This window comes from Ruegeria sp. C8 (genome assembly GCF_056537565.1).
In genome coordinates this window covers 78,661-95,001 of record NZ_JBQFRV010000006.1, presented here as the reverse complement: position 1 = coordinate 95,001, position 16,341 = coordinate 78,661, and the positions used below count along the sequence as shown (strand labels likewise).

Below are 16,341 nucleotides of genomic sequence, written 5' to 3'. Positions count from 1 at the left end.
CGCCGTTGCCGTTTGAGTTTTCAACTGTGATCTGGTTTTTTCACATTTTTTGCGATGGTACGAAAGTGGTACAGTCGTGGACTGATACCCCTTTTATACCCCCGAATCCGATTGCTTCAGTTTTCAAGTACTTAGCTCAACAGTTCGATTCCGCCTCTTGGAATCCAACTGACCCGTCCGGAATAGTAACGTTACAGCAAAATGGGTCAAATCAAACCAAACCCAAAACTGCGACCAATTCGGATTACAACCATCCCCAAGCGAAACAGTCGTTTCGAGCGATTTCTTCTTTTTTGGTTCTGAGGTTGTAAAGACCGAATGGAACATGCAATCCGAAGTCCAGCTCACTCAGCGTGTAATCCCGCTAGCCCTCCAATGTCATTTCTTTCAGCTCTAGTTCGCATTCAGCCCGTGTGCGCGACTTCCAAGTTTCACTTTCCAAGCGTTTTCTCGGTTAATAATTTCCGAAGCAGACATGTCTGGTGAAGCAATTTCAAGGATTGAGACGGCATAGTTAGTTCGCCTTCTTTTCAATAGCAGCTTATTCCCTCCGTGGCCGTTGGCGGCGTATGACGCCCACCTTCCAAAGAAGCCACCCTCTCCATATGCTGAACCCACATACTGTTCGCCCGTTTCCGGGCAAACGAGAAGGTACACCCCGTTCACCGAAGCCAATGCCCCTTGCCAACTCGCTGGAAGTGTCAATACCTCTTGGATTGTCGACGCGAACTCTCCAAAACCGGGGAATGCTTCATCTTCAGCCGTCGCTCGAAGCTCGACTATGGGCTTCGGTTTTCGTTCAGCCCATTGTGACCAGCTTCTGGTGGCTGCACCCCAATCAATGATCAGGCGGCCAACCATATCTTCAAGAGCGTTGACGCGCACCAAATCATAACGCCTGTGGTTCAAATCCTGACCATAGTCTTCCTCAAGAGGCGTCCATAGGGACGGATTTCTTTCCGGGTTTTCGATAGCCGCCCAGCTTTCGACGATATAGTGGGCACCTACGAAGAGCGCACCAGTCGATCCCTGGGGAACAAATTGAACCGCTAATTCCGCTCCATTGTAAGGCGAAACGCTATCGTCCCGTTGGTAACTGACGAAATGATCAAAATTGCCCACACCGCGACGCCAAGCCGCCAAGGCGCGATGGTCGTGTCGGACGTACCTTGTACGCTCCAGGTCAAACCCCCGCTTTATTAGAAGTTCGTTTGTTGTAAAATCATAGGTTGTCATTCCCGTTCACTTTTCTTGATACAGTTTTTCCGTTGCCAGGAAGATTGGGGCGGCAGTTATCTGGAACTACAAAAGGCACAATCGCAATACTAGGTTAGCCCTCTTTTCAAAGCAGATGTGTATCCCGAGAAATTGCCTCGGCTCGGGCTCATTTTCGGTGCCGATTGGATAAGCCGAGATGTGAACGTCAAACAATGGCTTGAAATCAAAAGTTTTTGGCACCGTCAGTAAAGCTGAGATGACCTCATGAAACCATGTCGGTGGTGTCAGAGAAAGATGCTCTGTCGAAGCGGAATTGAAAGAGTTGGAGGATTAAACAATGAAAAATTTGGCAATCGCAGTAATTGCAATCTCCGCCCTCCTTTGGGGGACCGACTATGCAAAGGCCGACTGGCTTCAGCATGAGTACAAGTATTGGAAAGTCTGGCTGCACGAACCGAACGACCGCGGTCTTATGTCTTGTAGTGCGCAAAACTACAGCCCAAGCAAAGGTATGGGTTTCGGCGTGTATACATTTGGTGAAGGCGAGAACGGCGGGGTCACGCTACATTTTCAAGATAACAATTGGAATTTTGATGAAGCAAACAGGAGCTTGTCATTCCAGATCGACAACCGCGGCACTTGGACAGGCGATGCCACATTCGACGGCAGAAACATCTTCGTATGGAACGTTAATTCTGATGTTTTGCGTGAAATCGGCCAAGGCAACAAAATCCACATGATTAAGCGCAATGGTCAGCGCGGTCATTGGTTCAGTCTGGCGGGCTCTCAAGCGGCGCTCTACGCCTTGTATGATTGCTTTCAGAAATTACCCCCTGTTGGCAGCAAACACTATTATTGAGGCCGATAGGACGGAAGACGTATTAGCACCGGCACAAAAGTGTAATTGAAGTCGCCTCTACACTGAAATTGCAGCGGCGACTTCGAAGTTTACCGGCCAGAAACCCGAAAGGTGTCTAATGCACAGGCCAGTTCAAAGTCTTTGCTTTAGTTGGCCGACCCACGGCCCCACTGCATATTACGTCCCAATTCTCGCTTGAAACTCAAAAAACGAGGCTTTTACGAGATTTAAACGATCTAAATTGAGCACTCTGAAATACTCCTCATACATTTTTTTGAGGAAGAACCATGCCGACAGAAGCATGCGAAATTGATCGACGCATCGTAAACAAAGCCGAGAGATTGGCCGAAGCAGGCTACGACGGGATCCTTACATTCAAGGACTACGGAAAGTCTGGATTGCATCTCCGCGTGCGCGGAAACCGAGCTGTCTGGCTGGTCAAATTCAGGCAGTCGACAAAGACAATCGGACAGTTGTTTCCGCAACCGGCAGAGCGTCCGATCACGAGCGTCGGAAAAGCCAGAACGATTGCAGCCGAGGTGCGCTCAATCCTGAAGTCGCAGCCTGAAAACTTCGAGGCATATATGAAGTTCAGGGATCGCTTCAACGACCACAAAAAAGCCGTCGAGCAACTCGTTCAACCTCCTGAAGGGTGGAGTCTACGCAAGTGCTTTGAGGTCACCAAATCAGAAAAGCGATCCGAGAATGCAAGAAAGCATATCCGAGCTTCAACCGAGAGAGACATCGACTACATCATGTCATTGCCCGCCTGGGGTTCGATCCTGCAACGCGAGGTGACTCAGCTGAAGCAAGGTGACATCGAAACCGTCCGCAATGCAGCTCGCGCAAGAAACGGTGTGTCTACCGCCCAAAAACTGGTTTCATATACCCGCAGCTCGCTCACATGGTGCGCAAAACACCACTCCGGTGCCAGCGGTTTGACGAACATTTTACCCTGGTGGTTGATGCTCTCGACACCAGAAATCGTGCAGCCCAAAAAAAGAAAGCCACAGATCGCGGAAATTGTTGCCTCCCTTATTCTTGCCGAAAGCTACATCGACCGACAGCTTCCGCAACGCAGCAGCAACAAATACGGCGTCCATCCTTACACCTTGGGCGCCTTATGGTGGGCTGTATTAACCCTCCAGCGCACTGGGGCGGCATTTCAACTTACAAAGTCGGACCTTGTTCCATTTTGTCCAGAAGGGTCTGATAAGGCGTGGGTCATGGCGTCGTGGCACGAGGATCTTGTTAAAAGCAAACAACGGTTTGATCTGCCTATTCCTCAAAGGGCCATTGATCACGTTGAAGGGTTCTTGCATCGGAAGCCGACGTACAATGAAGCTCAGCTATTGCTGCCGTCTGCACAGTGTCTGAGCAAGCCCGTCACAGGATCAGGTGCCTTTCAAATCCTCTCTCGCCTAGCAGGTAAGAGACGCGATAGGACAACCGCAAAAAGGAAGAGACCGCATTCCGAAAAGCACGACACATGGCCGGATCTTTTAAAAGAAGACGGCATCACCTGGTGGTCGCCACATGACGTGAGACGGACACTGGCAGATTTCCTGAGCGTGCAAGGTTACCCCGGCGGTGCTTCAGCACTTTTGTCACATGCCATCAAGGATCCTATGATTGCGGGCTTCACGCAAAGTGACCAGGCCTTGTTTGACCGAATGAAGCAGAGTCCGGCGCGTGTTACAGCACGATCCTATGGTGCGCATTCGCCGTACTTGCAGCTTAAACTCGACGCGATGGATCTGTGGGTGACTGCTGTGCTTGATGAGTACGACCTTCAGAAAACGATGACCACGAAAGAGCGGCGTAACCATCTGAAAAAAGTTAAAGCTAAGGCTAAGTGAACCGGTCGTTTCGCCGCTGAGGCTCTTGCTGGTACGCTTCGAGGGGCTACAACTTATTGGTGAAGTACGATTTTGTAACGAACCGCGAACATCGCTGAACAGGTTTTATGTAAAATGCCTTAGGTTGATTGGACAATTATACAAACACTGCAACCGAAGGCGGGTTCCCTCGACAACTATTGTATCGGCTTATCGTCCTGGAAAACTCTACCCTGCGCGGTTGGCTATAAGATCCAGATCGTTTTGCTAATGATTTATAGAATACTCGCGAGGCGCTACGCCTGTCCAACGCTTGAAGGCGGTGGAAAATGCGGCCTGGTCACCGTAACCGAGTGCATAAGCGATCTCGGATATCGCCATATCGTCCTTCATAAAGGTTTTAGCTAGGTCAAACCGAAGATCATCGACAATCGACCTAAACGTCAGCTGATCCTCCTTCAGTCGCCGCGCAAATGTCCGCGGACTCATGCCAAGGCTCGCCGCGACTTCATCCGCAGACAGAATACGTGTCGGAAGTGCGGTCGTCAGCAGGCCTTCTATGCGCGCCCGAAGTGTGAGCTTTCCGCCTGCCTGCTCTGACAACAGTCGCTCGCCGTAGTCGGTGAGGTGTTCTCTCAACCTCAATTCATAGGTGGGTATCGGCAAGTTAAGGGCTGCAAGTGGCAGAATGATCTCAAGACTTTCTGCGCCAAACACCACAGGAAAACCTGCAAGTTTTTGGAACTTTTCGCCTGAATTCCTGACCTCGTGGTCAAACCTAATTTCCAACGGAAAGAAATTTGTCTGAGTGATTGCCCGCATTCTGGACAAAACTCCGAACATGAGAAACTCGGTATGCCTGTGAAACCTGGCATAACTCGGATCTTTCCAGGTCACTTCAAAGGACGCAGAGTTTCCCGACACCCTGAGACTGTATTGGACTGCCGGGTCAATCAGTTCGTGAAACCGCGCCGTGTTTTCGACGGCAGCCCTTAAATCCTTCGAATACTTACTGATGTAGCCGGTTAAACTGTTCGACTCTCGCCACGTAGATCCTGCCCGGGCTCCAAAGGTCACGTCGCTTAATGCGTCGCAGGCTTCCCTAACGAATAGAGCTTCTTTGTCATAGTCAAAATACTTGGCATCTGGTGCGACGTCTTTTGAGGACAAACCGCACTTCGTGAGCACGCGCTGAGGTATGTTTTTGTCACTAGAGGACTTTCTTAACTCAGACATCAAGTGCTGAAGTCTGCTCGCTTCTACCTTCATCGTGCCCTCAATGTTTTCCAGACGATTTTAATACATGGCACAAAATAAAAAATTACCTTCGCAAAAAATCAACATGCCGGAAGCGGTTTCTATGCTCCAACCACCAAGGTGCGTCTTTTATGCATGCCCCTCCCATCAAGAGGTTTCGATGTGCACCACCAAATCAGCTTACAAAAACACTTCTGGCAGAAAAAATAATGTTTTTCGGACCTCCAGCTGGCTCAGGAAACACGTATGACAACCCAACCTCGAGTCATAGTTCGCGCTATTGCATGCGCATGAAGGACGCCAATGAACAGACCAAGTTTGACCTAAATCGCAGCAGTAAGTTGGTTTGGGCGCGTACGCCAAAACCAAACTCGGATCAGTAATCTGCCGTCTCTTCAACAGAGGTTCGAGGCAGTAGTCCAAACGCTTTCAACACATGCGGCATTACCTTTGGAACGCTTTCTTGAGCCTCTAAAGCAAACAAACGATCCGAGTGTTCAGTCACGTATTTTTCCAGTGTGATCCGGCTTACTTCAGGCCAGTCCTTCCCATTGTCCGGAACTGGAAAGGGTCGTTTTCCTTCGAGCACCACGGGCGTTCTGCTTTGCTCTATTTGACGAAACAATCCTGCGGCCAGGTGACCAAAGCGCGACAAGTCCGCGTAATCCTCTGACGCCACCAACTCCTCAAGCCACGTCAGGTAGAAGCCCAGAACGGCATCAGAAAGAAACCCCGAGTACCGCCCCGTCATCTGCTCAAGTTCTTCGATACTTAAGGTATCACGTATATCAGTGATCAATTCGCATACTCTCTGATCACCCAACAGGAGCAGGCCGCCAAACATCGCCCCCCGGTTCGCTGGGAAGCCCTTAGGCCCGTAGTCAGGTCGCAACATCGCAACCACATCCCGCGGGCGTGTCATCGGATCGGCATTCAAAAGCGTTCCACTGCTACAGTAGTCCAACACGGATCGGGACGTTATGATCGGATCGGGATCCAAGAGCATGAAAGGCGTGTAAGCGCCTACGGTATGCCCCCCCAATTCCGGGACTATGCGGGCAAGATGGTCGTAGATCTCTAACCGTGTTTTGGTTGATGCTTTCAGGAAATACTCTGTATAGAGCTGCGCCAGACTTCTTTGATCGTCAGGATTGTTGGTAATGCCGTACCGCAGTGCCTCGCAAACAACCAGGTCATCCAGAGTGTGAAGCTGATTGACCCTGGCTTCAACATCATCGGTCAGAACAATTGACATGAATTGGTCAGGTTGACTCAGCAGCAGTTCGTTCGCGGGACATGGGTTGGTCATTTTTCTTCCTCAACAACGGTGCTAACTCAAAACCGTGAAATATGCACAGTTGGATCTGGTTGCATCTGTCTCCGTGCCAGTTGTTTTTGAGTTTTTGCCATAGTCTGTCGATTTGGCGGAAATCCTATTGCGCGTCATGGACGGCCGGAGATCTGAAACCACTTTGAGCTCAGAGATTTTTCTGTCTGTGTAAGCGAGAGCACCCTCGCCTCTGACCAGAGAACGAGAGTACTATCAGCTCTTCATTTGCTTTGGACTGCTGCACTACGACAAGGGCTCAAACATGAACAAATGCCCGCCCAATCAGTGGTCTTAAAACGCGAGTTCTTCATCCTCGCTTTCGGCTTCATTGATACCAGGCTCAGATTGTTCAATAGGCTCTAAATGGGTCAAAGCATCTCGGAGACCTTGTGCGACTTTCTGCCAAACGTAAATCTGTTTCTGAATTCGCTCACCCCGGCTCGGCATCGTCAGCAACTCTTGTTGCTTTTGAGAAGCGAGCGCGTGCAACCGAAGTAATTCATTGAATTCAGCCTGTTCTACTTTTACTGCTTCTGTCCGTTTCACAATCATGTCTGGTTCCTACGTTATTATCACTGCTCTGAAAGTGGTATCAACGTTAGGGAGCAACTTGTGAAAGTCGGTCAATTTTTTGTCTAGAAGTGTCAACTGGAAAGATACAAATGACCGACTAAGATTGTTTTGCCGCTCAAGCAACTTGGGGTTCTGTCGGGCGAAAAACGAACTTTGGAACGACCACTGGCCACTCATCTCTGACAGGAGCCCGATGGCCTTGGGTATTCGAGGGGTCTTTTGTTCTGGACACCATCCAACCGATTTCTGCTCTTTCACAAATATACCCCTTCGGCGGCGAGAATGCCCGCGCCATAGAACCAACGACGTCTCCATTTTGATTTCTCAGCTGCCAATTAGCCCAGCCATTGCCTTCATCTAAGGTTAGACGAAGGCCGTCGCCCGTTTGAGCTCGGGATAGAGCACGGTAACCAGCGGAATTGCCGGCTATCCTTCCACCGAACCCAATATTCACCTCGCGCATTGATGCAGTCCGGTAGAGCCGTTGAGTCGCTACGCGATTATAGGAAGGCACCTTTCCAGGTCGCCGCAAGAAAGCCCCTGCCTCTTCCTCCGGCACGAAAGCTTGCCGATCTGCGCCTTCTAAGAGACACAAGGAGTTACGAGCACGCGTCATCGCAACATAAAAGAGTCGCCTCTGTTCGTCAGGGTCCTCGTTTGCTTTTGACTGCCAGGCGTCATCCAGTACCACCACATTGTCAAACTCCAATCCCTTGGCGGAATGCGCGGTTACTAGTGTCAGACCCTTTCCGGCAATACCGTATTCACGGCCCCATTCCCCAATCCATGACAACGCATCCTTGGCTGAAATCTCACCAACGCCGAGATCCTCCCTCATTTGTTCAGTAAGGTTGCTCAAGGTTTTCCACACAGAGCTTGTTCCCTGCGATGCGATCCATTCTTGCATTTCTGGGACAGCTACCATTGGTGTTTCTCGTGCTGTCAGCCAGTTTGCCAATCTTTGATATTCCATAAGTTGCCAAAGAGTCGGGCGGTCTCTGACTTCGCGGCGATCCACAACAGGAATACCCAGACTCTCACAATAGCTTCGCACTGGGTCTAGTGCATTCCAGGTGCGGGATATGACAGCCGCGTTGCTCCAGGACCAAGTGCCTGTAATTGTGGACAGCCGATTAAGTTCTGACACAGCTGCAACAGCCTGGTCCGTCTGATTGGTCAGACCAGTTAAAACCTGGACACGGCCCCGTCCGACAGGGTCTCGGTCGGACAGTAGTCCTCCCTCCGGGTGGTTTTGTCGTGATGCGTCAATTCTAATCGGATGATCCGTCTTCATTCTTTCTCTTGCGGGACCGATCACTGAGTTGGAAGCTTCAATAATGTTCCTGGTCGATCTGTAGTTTTGCGTCAGATAGCTTGGTCGAGCACGAAAATCCTCTGAAAACTTTCTGATAAACTCCACTGACGCACCATTGAACCCGTAGATCGCCTGGTCGTCGTCACCTACCGCAAACAGTGTTCTGCGATTGTCCGGGTCGCTTCTGGCAAGACCCGCTATTGCCGAAATTAAGGCATACTCATCTGGTCCGATATCCTGGTACTCATCGACCAGTATCCATCGGTAACCCTCCAGCAAGCTTTCTTTTGCTTGGGCATCGCTTTGCATGATCCGAACCGCCTCGCGCAGAATTGCGCGAAAATCCTCACCTTTTGGTCTTTCTCCGACGAGACTTCGTCCTGTCAGCCAAAGCGCGAGACCATGACAGGTTCGGACGGTGACCCGCCGCGCGCTGTCTCCCACCAGGTTTCTCAGCCGTGATCGAATTTCCTGAGCTGCATGCTGGTTGTATGCAAGGGCGATGATTCCGGCCGGGTCTTCCCGTCGAACAGAGAGCAGGTACGCGATGCGATGGACCAACACACGGGTTTTTCCGGATCCGGGCCCTGCGAGCACAAGTGCATTTGCCTCTTGTCGGTCGTCAGCCACAATGCGCATCTGGTCGGGTGCGCGAAGATCGTCAACAATCTTCGCATAGAGCTCCGGCTGAACTGGTCGTTCCGTTTCGGGTTGCTTCATATTTGGGAGCCAGCGCGCAACAAATGGGGCCGTTTCCATATCAAAATAGTCCCGCACCAAGCTTTGCGCCTGATCGCTGTCCTGGATAGCCAGTTCCCCATAGCGAGACATGATATGAACCTGCCTCGTAAGTTCGGTATAGTGGTCTTCTAGCGGCTTGAAATCAGCTTCTGTGAATGTGCGCGGCTCAGGCGTGAGCTTAATGGTAATTGCTGGTGCAAAGAGAAAGAGACCAGAGCCGACAAACAGAACGTCCATTGCATGCATCCACAGCAACGTACGGTCCACAACGCGCGTTCCTAATTCCGCAATCAAGAAACGCATTTCTATATCGTTTTGAATAAGATCGTAGAGTTCTGTCAAAGGGACTGAGACAGGCAGCGATCCGCCTTGGGCACCCTTTTCTAACTTACTCTCCAGTTTCGCCGCGATCATGCTGGCCACTGAATGGCGTCTATCCGCGACGTTGCGAAGCTCATCGAAAGTTCCGTTTAAGACGAGATGAACTCTTTCACGATCAATTGGTCGCATGCCAATCGGAGGTATCTCTTCAAGGTCTCGTCGACCATCGGTTGCTAATGTCCGCAGAAGTCGCAACAATTGATCCGGTCTGTGCCCGTTTTGACCTCGGTCTCGTAGGTCCTGGGCTAAGCGTCTTAGGTTGATCACAACTCCTTCCGGTGGCGCCGTTGCAAGATCGGCCTGCAACGCATCAAGCATCGCCCGCTCCAAAGACGCCACGCGAGCCAGCTTATCACGAGACGGATTCTGCACCCCATGTGCAATGTAGACCACCACGTTCGTGTCTCTCGCAATTAAGCCAATGCGATCAAGATCGCGCAGGATTTCGCGCACTTGCCAACCTGATCGCGAAACGATGTCAGCAATGTCATCTATCGTAAAGCTTTCTGTCGGAGCGGCTTCGAGTAGAACCGTCAAAATTGAAAGCGCAGCTTTGACTCTCGCAGCTGCTACACCGTTTGCTCTCAACTCGCTTTCGGCTTCTGCGACGGTGCGGACCCGCAGGCAGGATGGCTCAACTGTAACGCGATTTGCACCTCGCGTGAGCAAACCAGCTTCCTCAAGCCACGCAATGGCAGTTATGGCTCGCGTTCGTCCAGATCCGTTATGCCCCGCTGGTATGCCGGCTCGTCGCAAAAGATCATCTACCTGAACGACAAGTTCGTCGTCTTTTGCGAAACGTTGCGCCATATCTCGAAGCGTTTTAAGGACACGCCCGACCTCTCGCCGAGATAGTCTGTTTTGAGCCTGACGCTGAAAATGCGCTTCGACTTGAGCGGGATCATAAAGAAGGTTGCATCTTGCGTATTCCCCGTCACGACCTGCTCTCCCCGCTTCCTGGAGATAATTTTCCAAAGATCCAGGGACATCCGCGTGAACAACCAAACGAATATTCGCCTTGTCAACTCCCATGCCAAAGGCATTTGTAGCCGCAATTGAGGCCAATTTTTCGCCCAGATAATCTTCCAGCACATGTTGCCTGACCTCGCGACCTAATCCCGCATGGTAGGCTGCCGCGTTGACCGGGATCGCCTTTAAAACATCTGCTACTCGTTCAGTTTCTGACCGGGTCGCGCAATAGACTAAGCTCGCCCCATCCCCGACTTGCTCTTGTACTGTTTCGCTCACAACCCCAAGCTTGGTTAACTTGGTAATTGGCGCGGCACTGAACTCCAGGTTTGTTCTCGAGGCACCACCATTTATCAGGCACACATCTCTTTCGGTGACCGACTTGATCTGATCACATATATCTTGGACAACGCTCTTTTTGGCTGTGGCCGTCACGCACAAAACTTGCGGCGGAGGATCGTCCCCACCAATCTCCGCGAGGCATCGAACTGAGTATCTATAATCGGGCCTGAAATCATGACCCCATTTACTGATGCAGTGTGCTTCATCGAAAACCCATAACCCGATTTTTCGGCTGTCTATCGATTGCCGAATGGTCACGTTGCGGAGCTGCTCGGGCGCGATCAGCAACATGCTCGCATCACCGTAGGTGACCTGGTCCAGCGCTTCTTGTCGATGCAACGGAGAAAGAGAACCATTTATCACGACACAGGTGTCAACACCGTGATTTCTTAACAACCCTTCGCGCTGATCCGCCATCAAAGCAACAAGAGGCGAAATGACAACAGTTAGCTGGTCTAGTGCATCATGTCGCTCAAGAGCAGGCAGTTGGTAGCAGATCGACTTTCCCGTTCCAGTTGGGAGAATGCCCAGGACATCTCTTCGCTCCAATACGGCATCGATAATCGCCTTTTGCATCGGCAAGCCGTCTTTTGTCTTCGGAGACGCTCGAAAGTCTTCGTAGCCAAACCATCGTCTCAGCGCACCCTTGCTGTTCCTCCGTGTTGCGCACCATTTGCAGTCTGCGCTTTCACAGACACTATCTCTCAGCAATTCCAAGGCTGATTGAACACTTGGAAACCGACGCCTTACCCAAGGCGAAAAGCCCGCTCCAGGCCGTGTCGATGCTATTCGGTTCAGCAGGTACGGGATGGACGGATCCCCCTCACGAACCAATTCCAGCAATACATCAATTTGAGCTTCGCAAATTCGACCAGCAGACAGTCGCCTCACAGCCCCATCGCGCTGCTCTCTGGATGGGGGGCTTTGATCCAGCAACTCAGAAAATAGCTTGCCCTTCGCGAAAGCGGCATGATCGAGCGTTGCCCCGTGAAGCGCAGTTGCAAGATCTGGAGAGGATGCCAAACGGTCTCTCAGCGCCGATTTAGCGTCGCGATAAAGTCGCAAAGCAGCTTTTGCATCCGAGACTGGGTCGTTTGGCTCCGCCGCTCCAAGCGCGCCGTCGCGATTTATTTTTTTGAGCCTTAGTGACCTTGGTTCAGGCCATGCGAGCGCTGCAAGCCACAGAGTATCGACGTGTAGAATTTGGTCGAAATGATGGCTCGGCTGATTGACCAACAGGTGCGCCAGATCAAAAGATTCAAGATTGTGTCCAACTACGAATTCCGCACCCTGAATATACTTGATTAAGCTATTGGCACCTTTACTCGCGTCTGAGCCTCGCCAATGGAATGTCTCTTCGCTGTCTGAGCGAATAGAACCAATAGCAATTATTCTCGAGGTTTCCGGACAAACCTCGAGATCAATCGCAGCAATCTGCTGCACGCAATCAGCGTCGGCTATTGGTACGTTTCTGTCCATCTGCCTGTCATAAGGTCAATTTAATTCAAAGAAGTACGCTGAGTGCCACAGAATAAAGTCAATAATTTGAATACGATCAGATCGCGTGTATCTCGCGCAACACTGGCAGCTCGACGCTTCTAAAAAGGCGGATCAGTGAGATCCCAATCATCTACGTTGGATTTTGGTGATCCAGCATTTATCGACTCTGCGGGACGCTCTTGTTCGTTGGTTTGTTCCCGTTCAAGTTTGAAGAGTTTGCAAGCGAAACCATCCAGCACCACCTCGGTCCTGTAGCGTTTTTCCCCTGCTTTCTCCGACCAGCTTCTTGTCAGGATCTTGCCTTCAACGTAGACCTTTGCCCCTTTTGGGAGTTGTTCAGCTACCTTGACTAGGTCTTCACGATACACCGCGATTGAATGCCACAGAGTACGCGATCTCGGCTCTCCGGAAGCGCGATCCTTCCAGCGTTCGCTGGTTGCAAGACTTAGATTGCAAACCTTCTTCCCACTGGAGATTTCATTGATCTGAGGATCTCTTCCGAGATTCCCCACCAAGATAACTTTATTAATACCCGCCAACGTGAGCACCCTCTCTTAACTTGTTATAACGCTGCCATCCCAGGTAGTTTTCAGTGCTGTTTTTGCCTTTGCTGGCGCCTTGGGAGTACTTTAAGTACCGCTCTGCATCCTCAAGACCAGAGCCGCTTCGTTCGAACAGATCCATGAATGCAGCCGCACGCTCCGTTGCCAAAATGCTTCTTTGCATATCTGTCAGGTCGTGCCGAATTCGTGTTCCAACCAAACAATCTGATGCTTCTAGAGCAGCACGCGTATCAGAAGACCAGCGTCGGTAATACGCGAGATGGATCAGCAAATCGGCGGGCATGTGGTCTTCGACCTGGCTTGCCCAATGCTCGACAATGCTTCGCCCAATTTTGATCGAAGCGGGCCAATGCTCCGAAAAGTTCTCTAATTTTTTTACGGCTGAGTAGAACTTATGTCTTGTCTCGCGATCAGTCCGCGAAAACTGCGTTGTCCACGCCCATCTGACCAAGCGAAGGTCATCCAGGTTTTGAATAGAAACAACTGGGAGACCATTGCCTGTAAGTTTGTTGATGATGTCTCGACGTTCGTCGGCCGGAGTCTTCGTTGTTCGGATCAGATTGTGTAAATCATGATCCCTTGGAACAATCAAAATCCAATTCGAAAGAGCCTGTCGAAGGAGTTTCCTGACAGCTCCGTTGGCGTCAGAAACTTCGAATCCTGCGTTGTCCACGCCTCGTACAACATATTCGTCTTCGTTGTCCGGATTGTACAAAAGAATGCCATCTGCTGGACAATCATCGTTGGTTGTCCAAACATGGAAAAACTCATGTAATTCAAATTCATCGTCCATACTGAACTCCGCACGCGTATCCTAATTCTACCTTGGGATCCGGCCTGCCAATAACTTGCGAAAAGCTGCCAAAAGCTTGCTAGCAAACGCCAAAACTTATAGTTTTGCCAGTATTTTCAGCTCAGGCAGAACTTGAACCGCACCACTTCCGACTTGCTATCTCAAGGGCCCGAAAACACTTAGACCAGACGATTGGTTTCTCTCACCCCTCCAACGCTTCGACTGCTCAGTAGCAGAAAGCACATTGCAACTGTGACTTGACGGTAGTCTTTTCGTACTGACGATATCGGCCATCGCTGTATCGCATACAGGGAACGGGCATAGGTGTGTCGGAATGCTGGCTCGGAGGTATTCCAAAGCCGCTCAATTCATCAGCGTAACATGCAGGTTGATCACCATACCGCCTTTAACCTTAGCGAACCCCATCCGACCCGCGAGATTTTGCCAAGTACATGATCTCGTGTTAAACGCCCAAACGTCGTCGGGAACTCTAAACGAAGTTCGACGATCACCGAGCCAGTATAGCTTGCGTTCTAGGTCCTCATTGCCCTTGGATAGCACAATTGGAGATGTCAATTGGTCGACGAGGTTGAATGCCAGAACCAGAGGTTGCCCTTCGTTTGTTTTCGCTGCGCCAGTTAGCCCTATTCCTCGCTCAGACAGTTGCTGAAACACGATTTCTTTTTCACGAAGAGGAATAGTGTCAAATGCCCTTTCCAAGGGCTCCCAAAGATACCGGCAGTCCCCTAGGTCAAGTCCATTCGGGTGGCGTTCTGCGAACCCATCTACGAATTCAGTAATTTTGTCCTCACCCCAAGCATCGTCTTCGCCGTATTCAATTTTTTTGGTCTTGAGTAAGCGTGCAGCCGTGAATTTGGATTGTTTCGAAACACCTACGAAAAGAGGCCAAAAAACCATGAAGCACGCAATGCGCAGAAGCACGAGCAGAACCGATGCAGGCACATTTTGGTGTCTGCGAAAGCCTGCGCCAAGCATCTTGCGCAGTCTTTCTTTGTTGTCCACTTTAACAAGGGAAAAAACTAGAAGCAGGAAATATACGGCAAGCATCAGGTGCCAAATCGAGAATTCAAGCATCTTCGCACCGCTCCCTTTTGTTTTCATAGTGTTGATCCAACAACCCAAAAAAGTCGCGACGTAGTGCTCGATAGACTTCCCGCCAGAGCTTCTGGTGCGCGCGCATTTGCGCGGGCATTAAGTGCAGGAGATCCAGTCGATGTGCTGCATGTTCAGCCTGATTAGCACACACGGCATGGGCGATTTCGTGGCTGAGCAGCGCTCCCATGGCGTACCGTTTTGTTCGATTGTCAAAAGGGCCATCTCCAATTTCAGGATCGTGGCGGATGCTATGATACTCCAGGCGAAAGAAGTCCTTTCCAACACAGTCCATCGCATCTAGGTAACGCCTATAATCACGCTCATATTTGGGGCGCTTGAACTTAATCGCAGACTGCAAGGAAGACTCGATTTCGCTTCGTGTCAAAAAGCTCCTTGGCGGATTTGCGATGGACACCTTAACCCGTCCACCTCGTGTCTTGCCGCCTTTTGAGGCTTTTTGCCCATGGTAGCCAATGGTTACCGAAGCATTTTCGAACCAACCCTTTTGACAAATTTCAAGCCTGACTGCGCGCTTTGCAATGAGCCTCATATCAGCTTCGATTAGTTTTCTGCTCGGCACTGGTATTTTGTCGCGTTCAAGCATTTTCTGCTTCCTTCTTGCTGATATTTCGATGAGTACTGGGCGTGACACAACACGGCGTCCGGCATGCGCTCCACTGGCGACCAATTCTTGCCGCATAAAAAATTGTTTGTTTCTGAGCATCGCTAGGTTGCTCCTGAAACAAAGTCGGGAAACTGGGAGAATGCCGAGCATCGAAGAGAGAGCCGGCCAACCGATTGTAGGCGTCGCTAAATGCCATTTTGTTGGGCTCTAATGACCAGCTTAGGACGGTCGAAACGACTGGGTAAAGATGCCCGTTTTGGCTCAATAACCATTCTCCTACGATCAAGTAACCGCCTCGCATGGGAAGCGCGAACTTGTCGCCTTCATGCGCTCCCGACCAGTTCCCCATCTGAAGCCAGGCCAACGGTAAGGCTTCACTTAACGCAGCAAGGGTTTTGTGCGGTGTTCGCTGAATAATTCTTGCCAGAGCGTGCCGTCGAATACCGACAATTGTTTGAAATTCGGTTTCCCCTGAAACCGACCAGCTCAATCTTTGTATTGTCAGACCAACTTCACCGAACTTGTCTTTCCCAGGTGCCCATTGGCAAAACGAAAAAGCGCTGCGGGTTGCCCGGAAGGGTCCACATGCAAGCGAGGCGTAATGCCGCTTGATCTTGACCAGTGCCCTCTTGAATCCAATTTCGTTATGAAAACTAGACCGGATCTTTAAGGGTCGCCTCGCTGTAAGGGCTTCTTTTCTTTGAATATCAGCGACAAGTAAATCTGCCATTGCTCTACTGCTCGATACGTCACTCATTTTTTGTCAAAGACCAATTGTCTCTGCCTCCATATTGCTCAAAGGACTGACCTCTTTCGTCCTTTCATTTGAGTGGAGGAGTGACGTGTGAAGTTCTTACACTTCAGAGAACATTTTTTTTGAAATACTCTGCAAGTTGGCTAAAATATTGAAAACTTTTTGCC

General features: G+C 50.5%; 12 protein-coding genes. 2 read left to right on the top strand and 10 right to left on the bottom strand.

What is annotated here, in order from left to right; translation table 11 throughout:
- Positions 1 to 393 precede the first annotated feature (393 nt).
- Positions 394 to 1,236 carry a GIY-YIG nuclease family protein gene (locus ACR0KL_RS09950; protein ID WP_480776969.1) on the bottom strand — a complete coding sequence of 281 codons (843 nt, stop codon included), beginning with the start codon at positions 1,234 to 1,236 and terminating at the stop codon, positions 394 to 396.
- A 319-nt stretch (positions 1,237 to 1,555) separates the two neighbouring features.
- Between ACR0KL_RS09950 and ACR0KL_RS09945 the strand changes: the two genes are divergently transcribed.
- Together ACR0KL_RS09945 and ACR0KL_RS09940 are read left to right on the top strand one after the other, a co-directional pair.
- Positions 1,556 to 2,077: a hypothetical protein gene (locus tag ACR0KL_RS09945; protein ID WP_480776968.1), complete on the top strand. Its 522-nt coding sequence runs from the start codon at positions 1,556 to 1,558 to the stop codon at positions 2,075 to 2,077.
- A gap of 287 nt (positions 2,078 to 2,364) precedes the next feature.
- Positions 2,365 to 3,936 carry a hypothetical protein gene (locus ACR0KL_RS09940; RefSeq protein WP_480776967.1) on the top strand — a complete coding sequence of 524 codons (1,572 nt, stop codon included), beginning with the start codon at positions 2,365 to 2,367 and terminating at the stop codon, positions 3,934 to 3,936.
- A gap of 246 nt (positions 3,937 to 4,182) precedes the next feature.
- On the opposite strand, the gene ACR0KL_RS09935 is transcribed toward ACR0KL_RS09940, so the two are convergent.
- The 9 genes from ACR0KL_RS09935 to ACR0KL_RS09895 all read right to left on the bottom strand — a co-directional run bounded on the left by ACR0KL_RS09935 (position 4,183) and on the right by ACR0KL_RS09895 (position 16,150).
- Positions 4,183 to 5,184: a helix-turn-helix domain-containing protein gene (locus ACR0KL_RS09935; protein WP_480776966.1), complete on the bottom strand. Its 1,002-nt coding sequence runs from the start codon at positions 5,182 to 5,184 to the stop codon at positions 4,183 to 4,185.
- 364 nt (positions 5,185 to 5,548) lie between these two features.
- On the bottom strand, positions 5,549 to 6,481 hold the full coding sequence (locus tag ACR0KL_RS09930; protein WP_480776965.1) for a hypothetical protein: 933 nt from the start codon (positions 6,479 to 6,481) through the stop codon (positions 5,549 to 5,551).
- A 312-nt stretch (positions 6,482 to 6,793) separates the two neighbouring features.
- Positions 6,794 to 7,054 carry a hypothetical protein gene (locus ACR0KL_RS09925; RefSeq protein WP_480776964.1) on the bottom strand — a complete coding sequence of 87 codons (261 nt, stop codon included), beginning with the start codon at positions 7,052 to 7,054 and terminating at the stop codon, positions 6,794 to 6,796.
- A 136-nt stretch (positions 7,055 to 7,190) separates the two neighbouring features.
- Positions 7,191 to 12,302, bottom strand: coding sequence for a RecQ family ATP-dependent DNA helicase (locus ACR0KL_RS09920; RefSeq protein WP_480776963.1), 5,112 nt, complete (start codon positions 12,300 to 12,302; stop codon positions 7,191 to 7,193).
- 119 nt (positions 12,303 to 12,421) lie between these two features.
- A complete protein-coding gene (gene ssb / locus ACR0KL_RS09915) occupies positions 12,422 to 12,862 on the bottom strand; it encodes a single-stranded DNA-binding protein (RefSeq protein ID WP_480776962.1) in 441 nt (146 codons plus the stop codon).
- On the bottom strand, positions 12,849 to 13,679 hold the full coding sequence (locus tag ACR0KL_RS09910) for a hypothetical protein (protein ID WP_480776961.1): 831 nt from the start codon (positions 13,677 to 13,679) through the stop codon (positions 12,849 to 12,851). Before ACR0KL_RS09910 ends, ssb begins: the two co-directional genes overlap by 14 nt.
- A gap of 363 nt (positions 13,680 to 14,042) precedes the next feature.
- Positions 14,043 to 14,801, bottom strand: coding sequence for a hypothetical protein (locus ACR0KL_RS09905; protein WP_170568204.1), 759 nt, complete (start codon positions 14,799 to 14,801; stop codon positions 14,043 to 14,045).
- Positions 14,767 to 15,399: a hypothetical protein gene (locus ACR0KL_RS09900; RefSeq protein ID WP_170568205.1), complete on the bottom strand. Its 633-nt coding sequence runs from the start codon at positions 15,397 to 15,399 to the stop codon at positions 14,767 to 14,769. Before ACR0KL_RS09900 ends, ACR0KL_RS09905 begins: the two co-directional genes overlap by 35 nt.
- On the bottom strand, positions 15,392 to 16,150 hold the full coding sequence (locus ACR0KL_RS09895; protein ID WP_170568206.1) for a hypothetical protein: 759 nt from the start codon (positions 16,148 to 16,150) through the stop codon (positions 15,392 to 15,394). Before ACR0KL_RS09895 ends, ACR0KL_RS09900 begins: the two co-directional genes overlap by 8 nt.
- Positions 16,151 to 16,341 lie beyond the last annotated feature (191 nt).

Bases quoted from the DNA above. Each gene is read 5' to 3' on its own strand.
- ACR0KL_RS09950 (WP_480776969.1), bottom strand. From the start codon at position 1,236: ATGACAACCTATGATTTTACAACAAACGAACTTCTAATAAAGCGGGGG.
- ACR0KL_RS09945 (WP_480776968.1), top strand. From the start codon at position 1,556: ATGAAAAATTTGGCAATCGCAGTAATTGCAATCTCCGCCCTCCTTTGG.
- ACR0KL_RS09940 (WP_480776967.1), top strand. From the start codon at position 2,365: ATGCCGACAGAAGCATGCGAAATTGATCGACGCATCGTAAACAAAGCC.
- ACR0KL_RS09935 (WP_480776966.1), bottom strand. From the start codon at position 5,184: ATGAAGGTAGAAGCGAGCAGACTTCAGCACTTGATGTCTGAGTTAAGA.
- ACR0KL_RS09930 (WP_480776965.1), bottom strand. From the start codon at position 6,481: ATGACCAACCCATGTCCCGCGAACGAACTGCTGCTGAGTCAACCTGAC.
- ACR0KL_RS09925 (WP_480776964.1), bottom strand. From the start codon at position 7,054: ATGATTGTGAAACGGACAGAAGCAGTAAAAGTAGAACAGGCTGAATTC.
- ACR0KL_RS09920 (WP_480776963.1), bottom strand. From the start codon at position 12,302: ATGGACAGAAACGTACCAATAGCCGACGCTGATTGCGTGCAGCAGATT.
- ACR0KL_RS09910 (WP_480776961.1), bottom strand. From the start codon at position 13,679: ATGGACGATGAATTTGAATTACATGAGTTTTTCCATGTTTGGACAACC.
- ACR0KL_RS09905 (WP_170568204.1), bottom strand. From the start codon at position 14,801: ATGAAAACAAAAGGGAGCGGTGCGAAGATGCTTGAATTCTCGATTTGG.
- ACR0KL_RS09900 (WP_170568205.1), bottom strand. From the start codon at position 15,399: ATGCTTGAACGCGACAAAATACCAGTGCCGAGCAGAAAACTAATCGAA.
- ACR0KL_RS09895 (WP_170568206.1), bottom strand. From the start codon at position 16,150: ATGGCAGATTTACTTGTCGCTGATATTCAAAGAAAAGAAGCCCTTACA.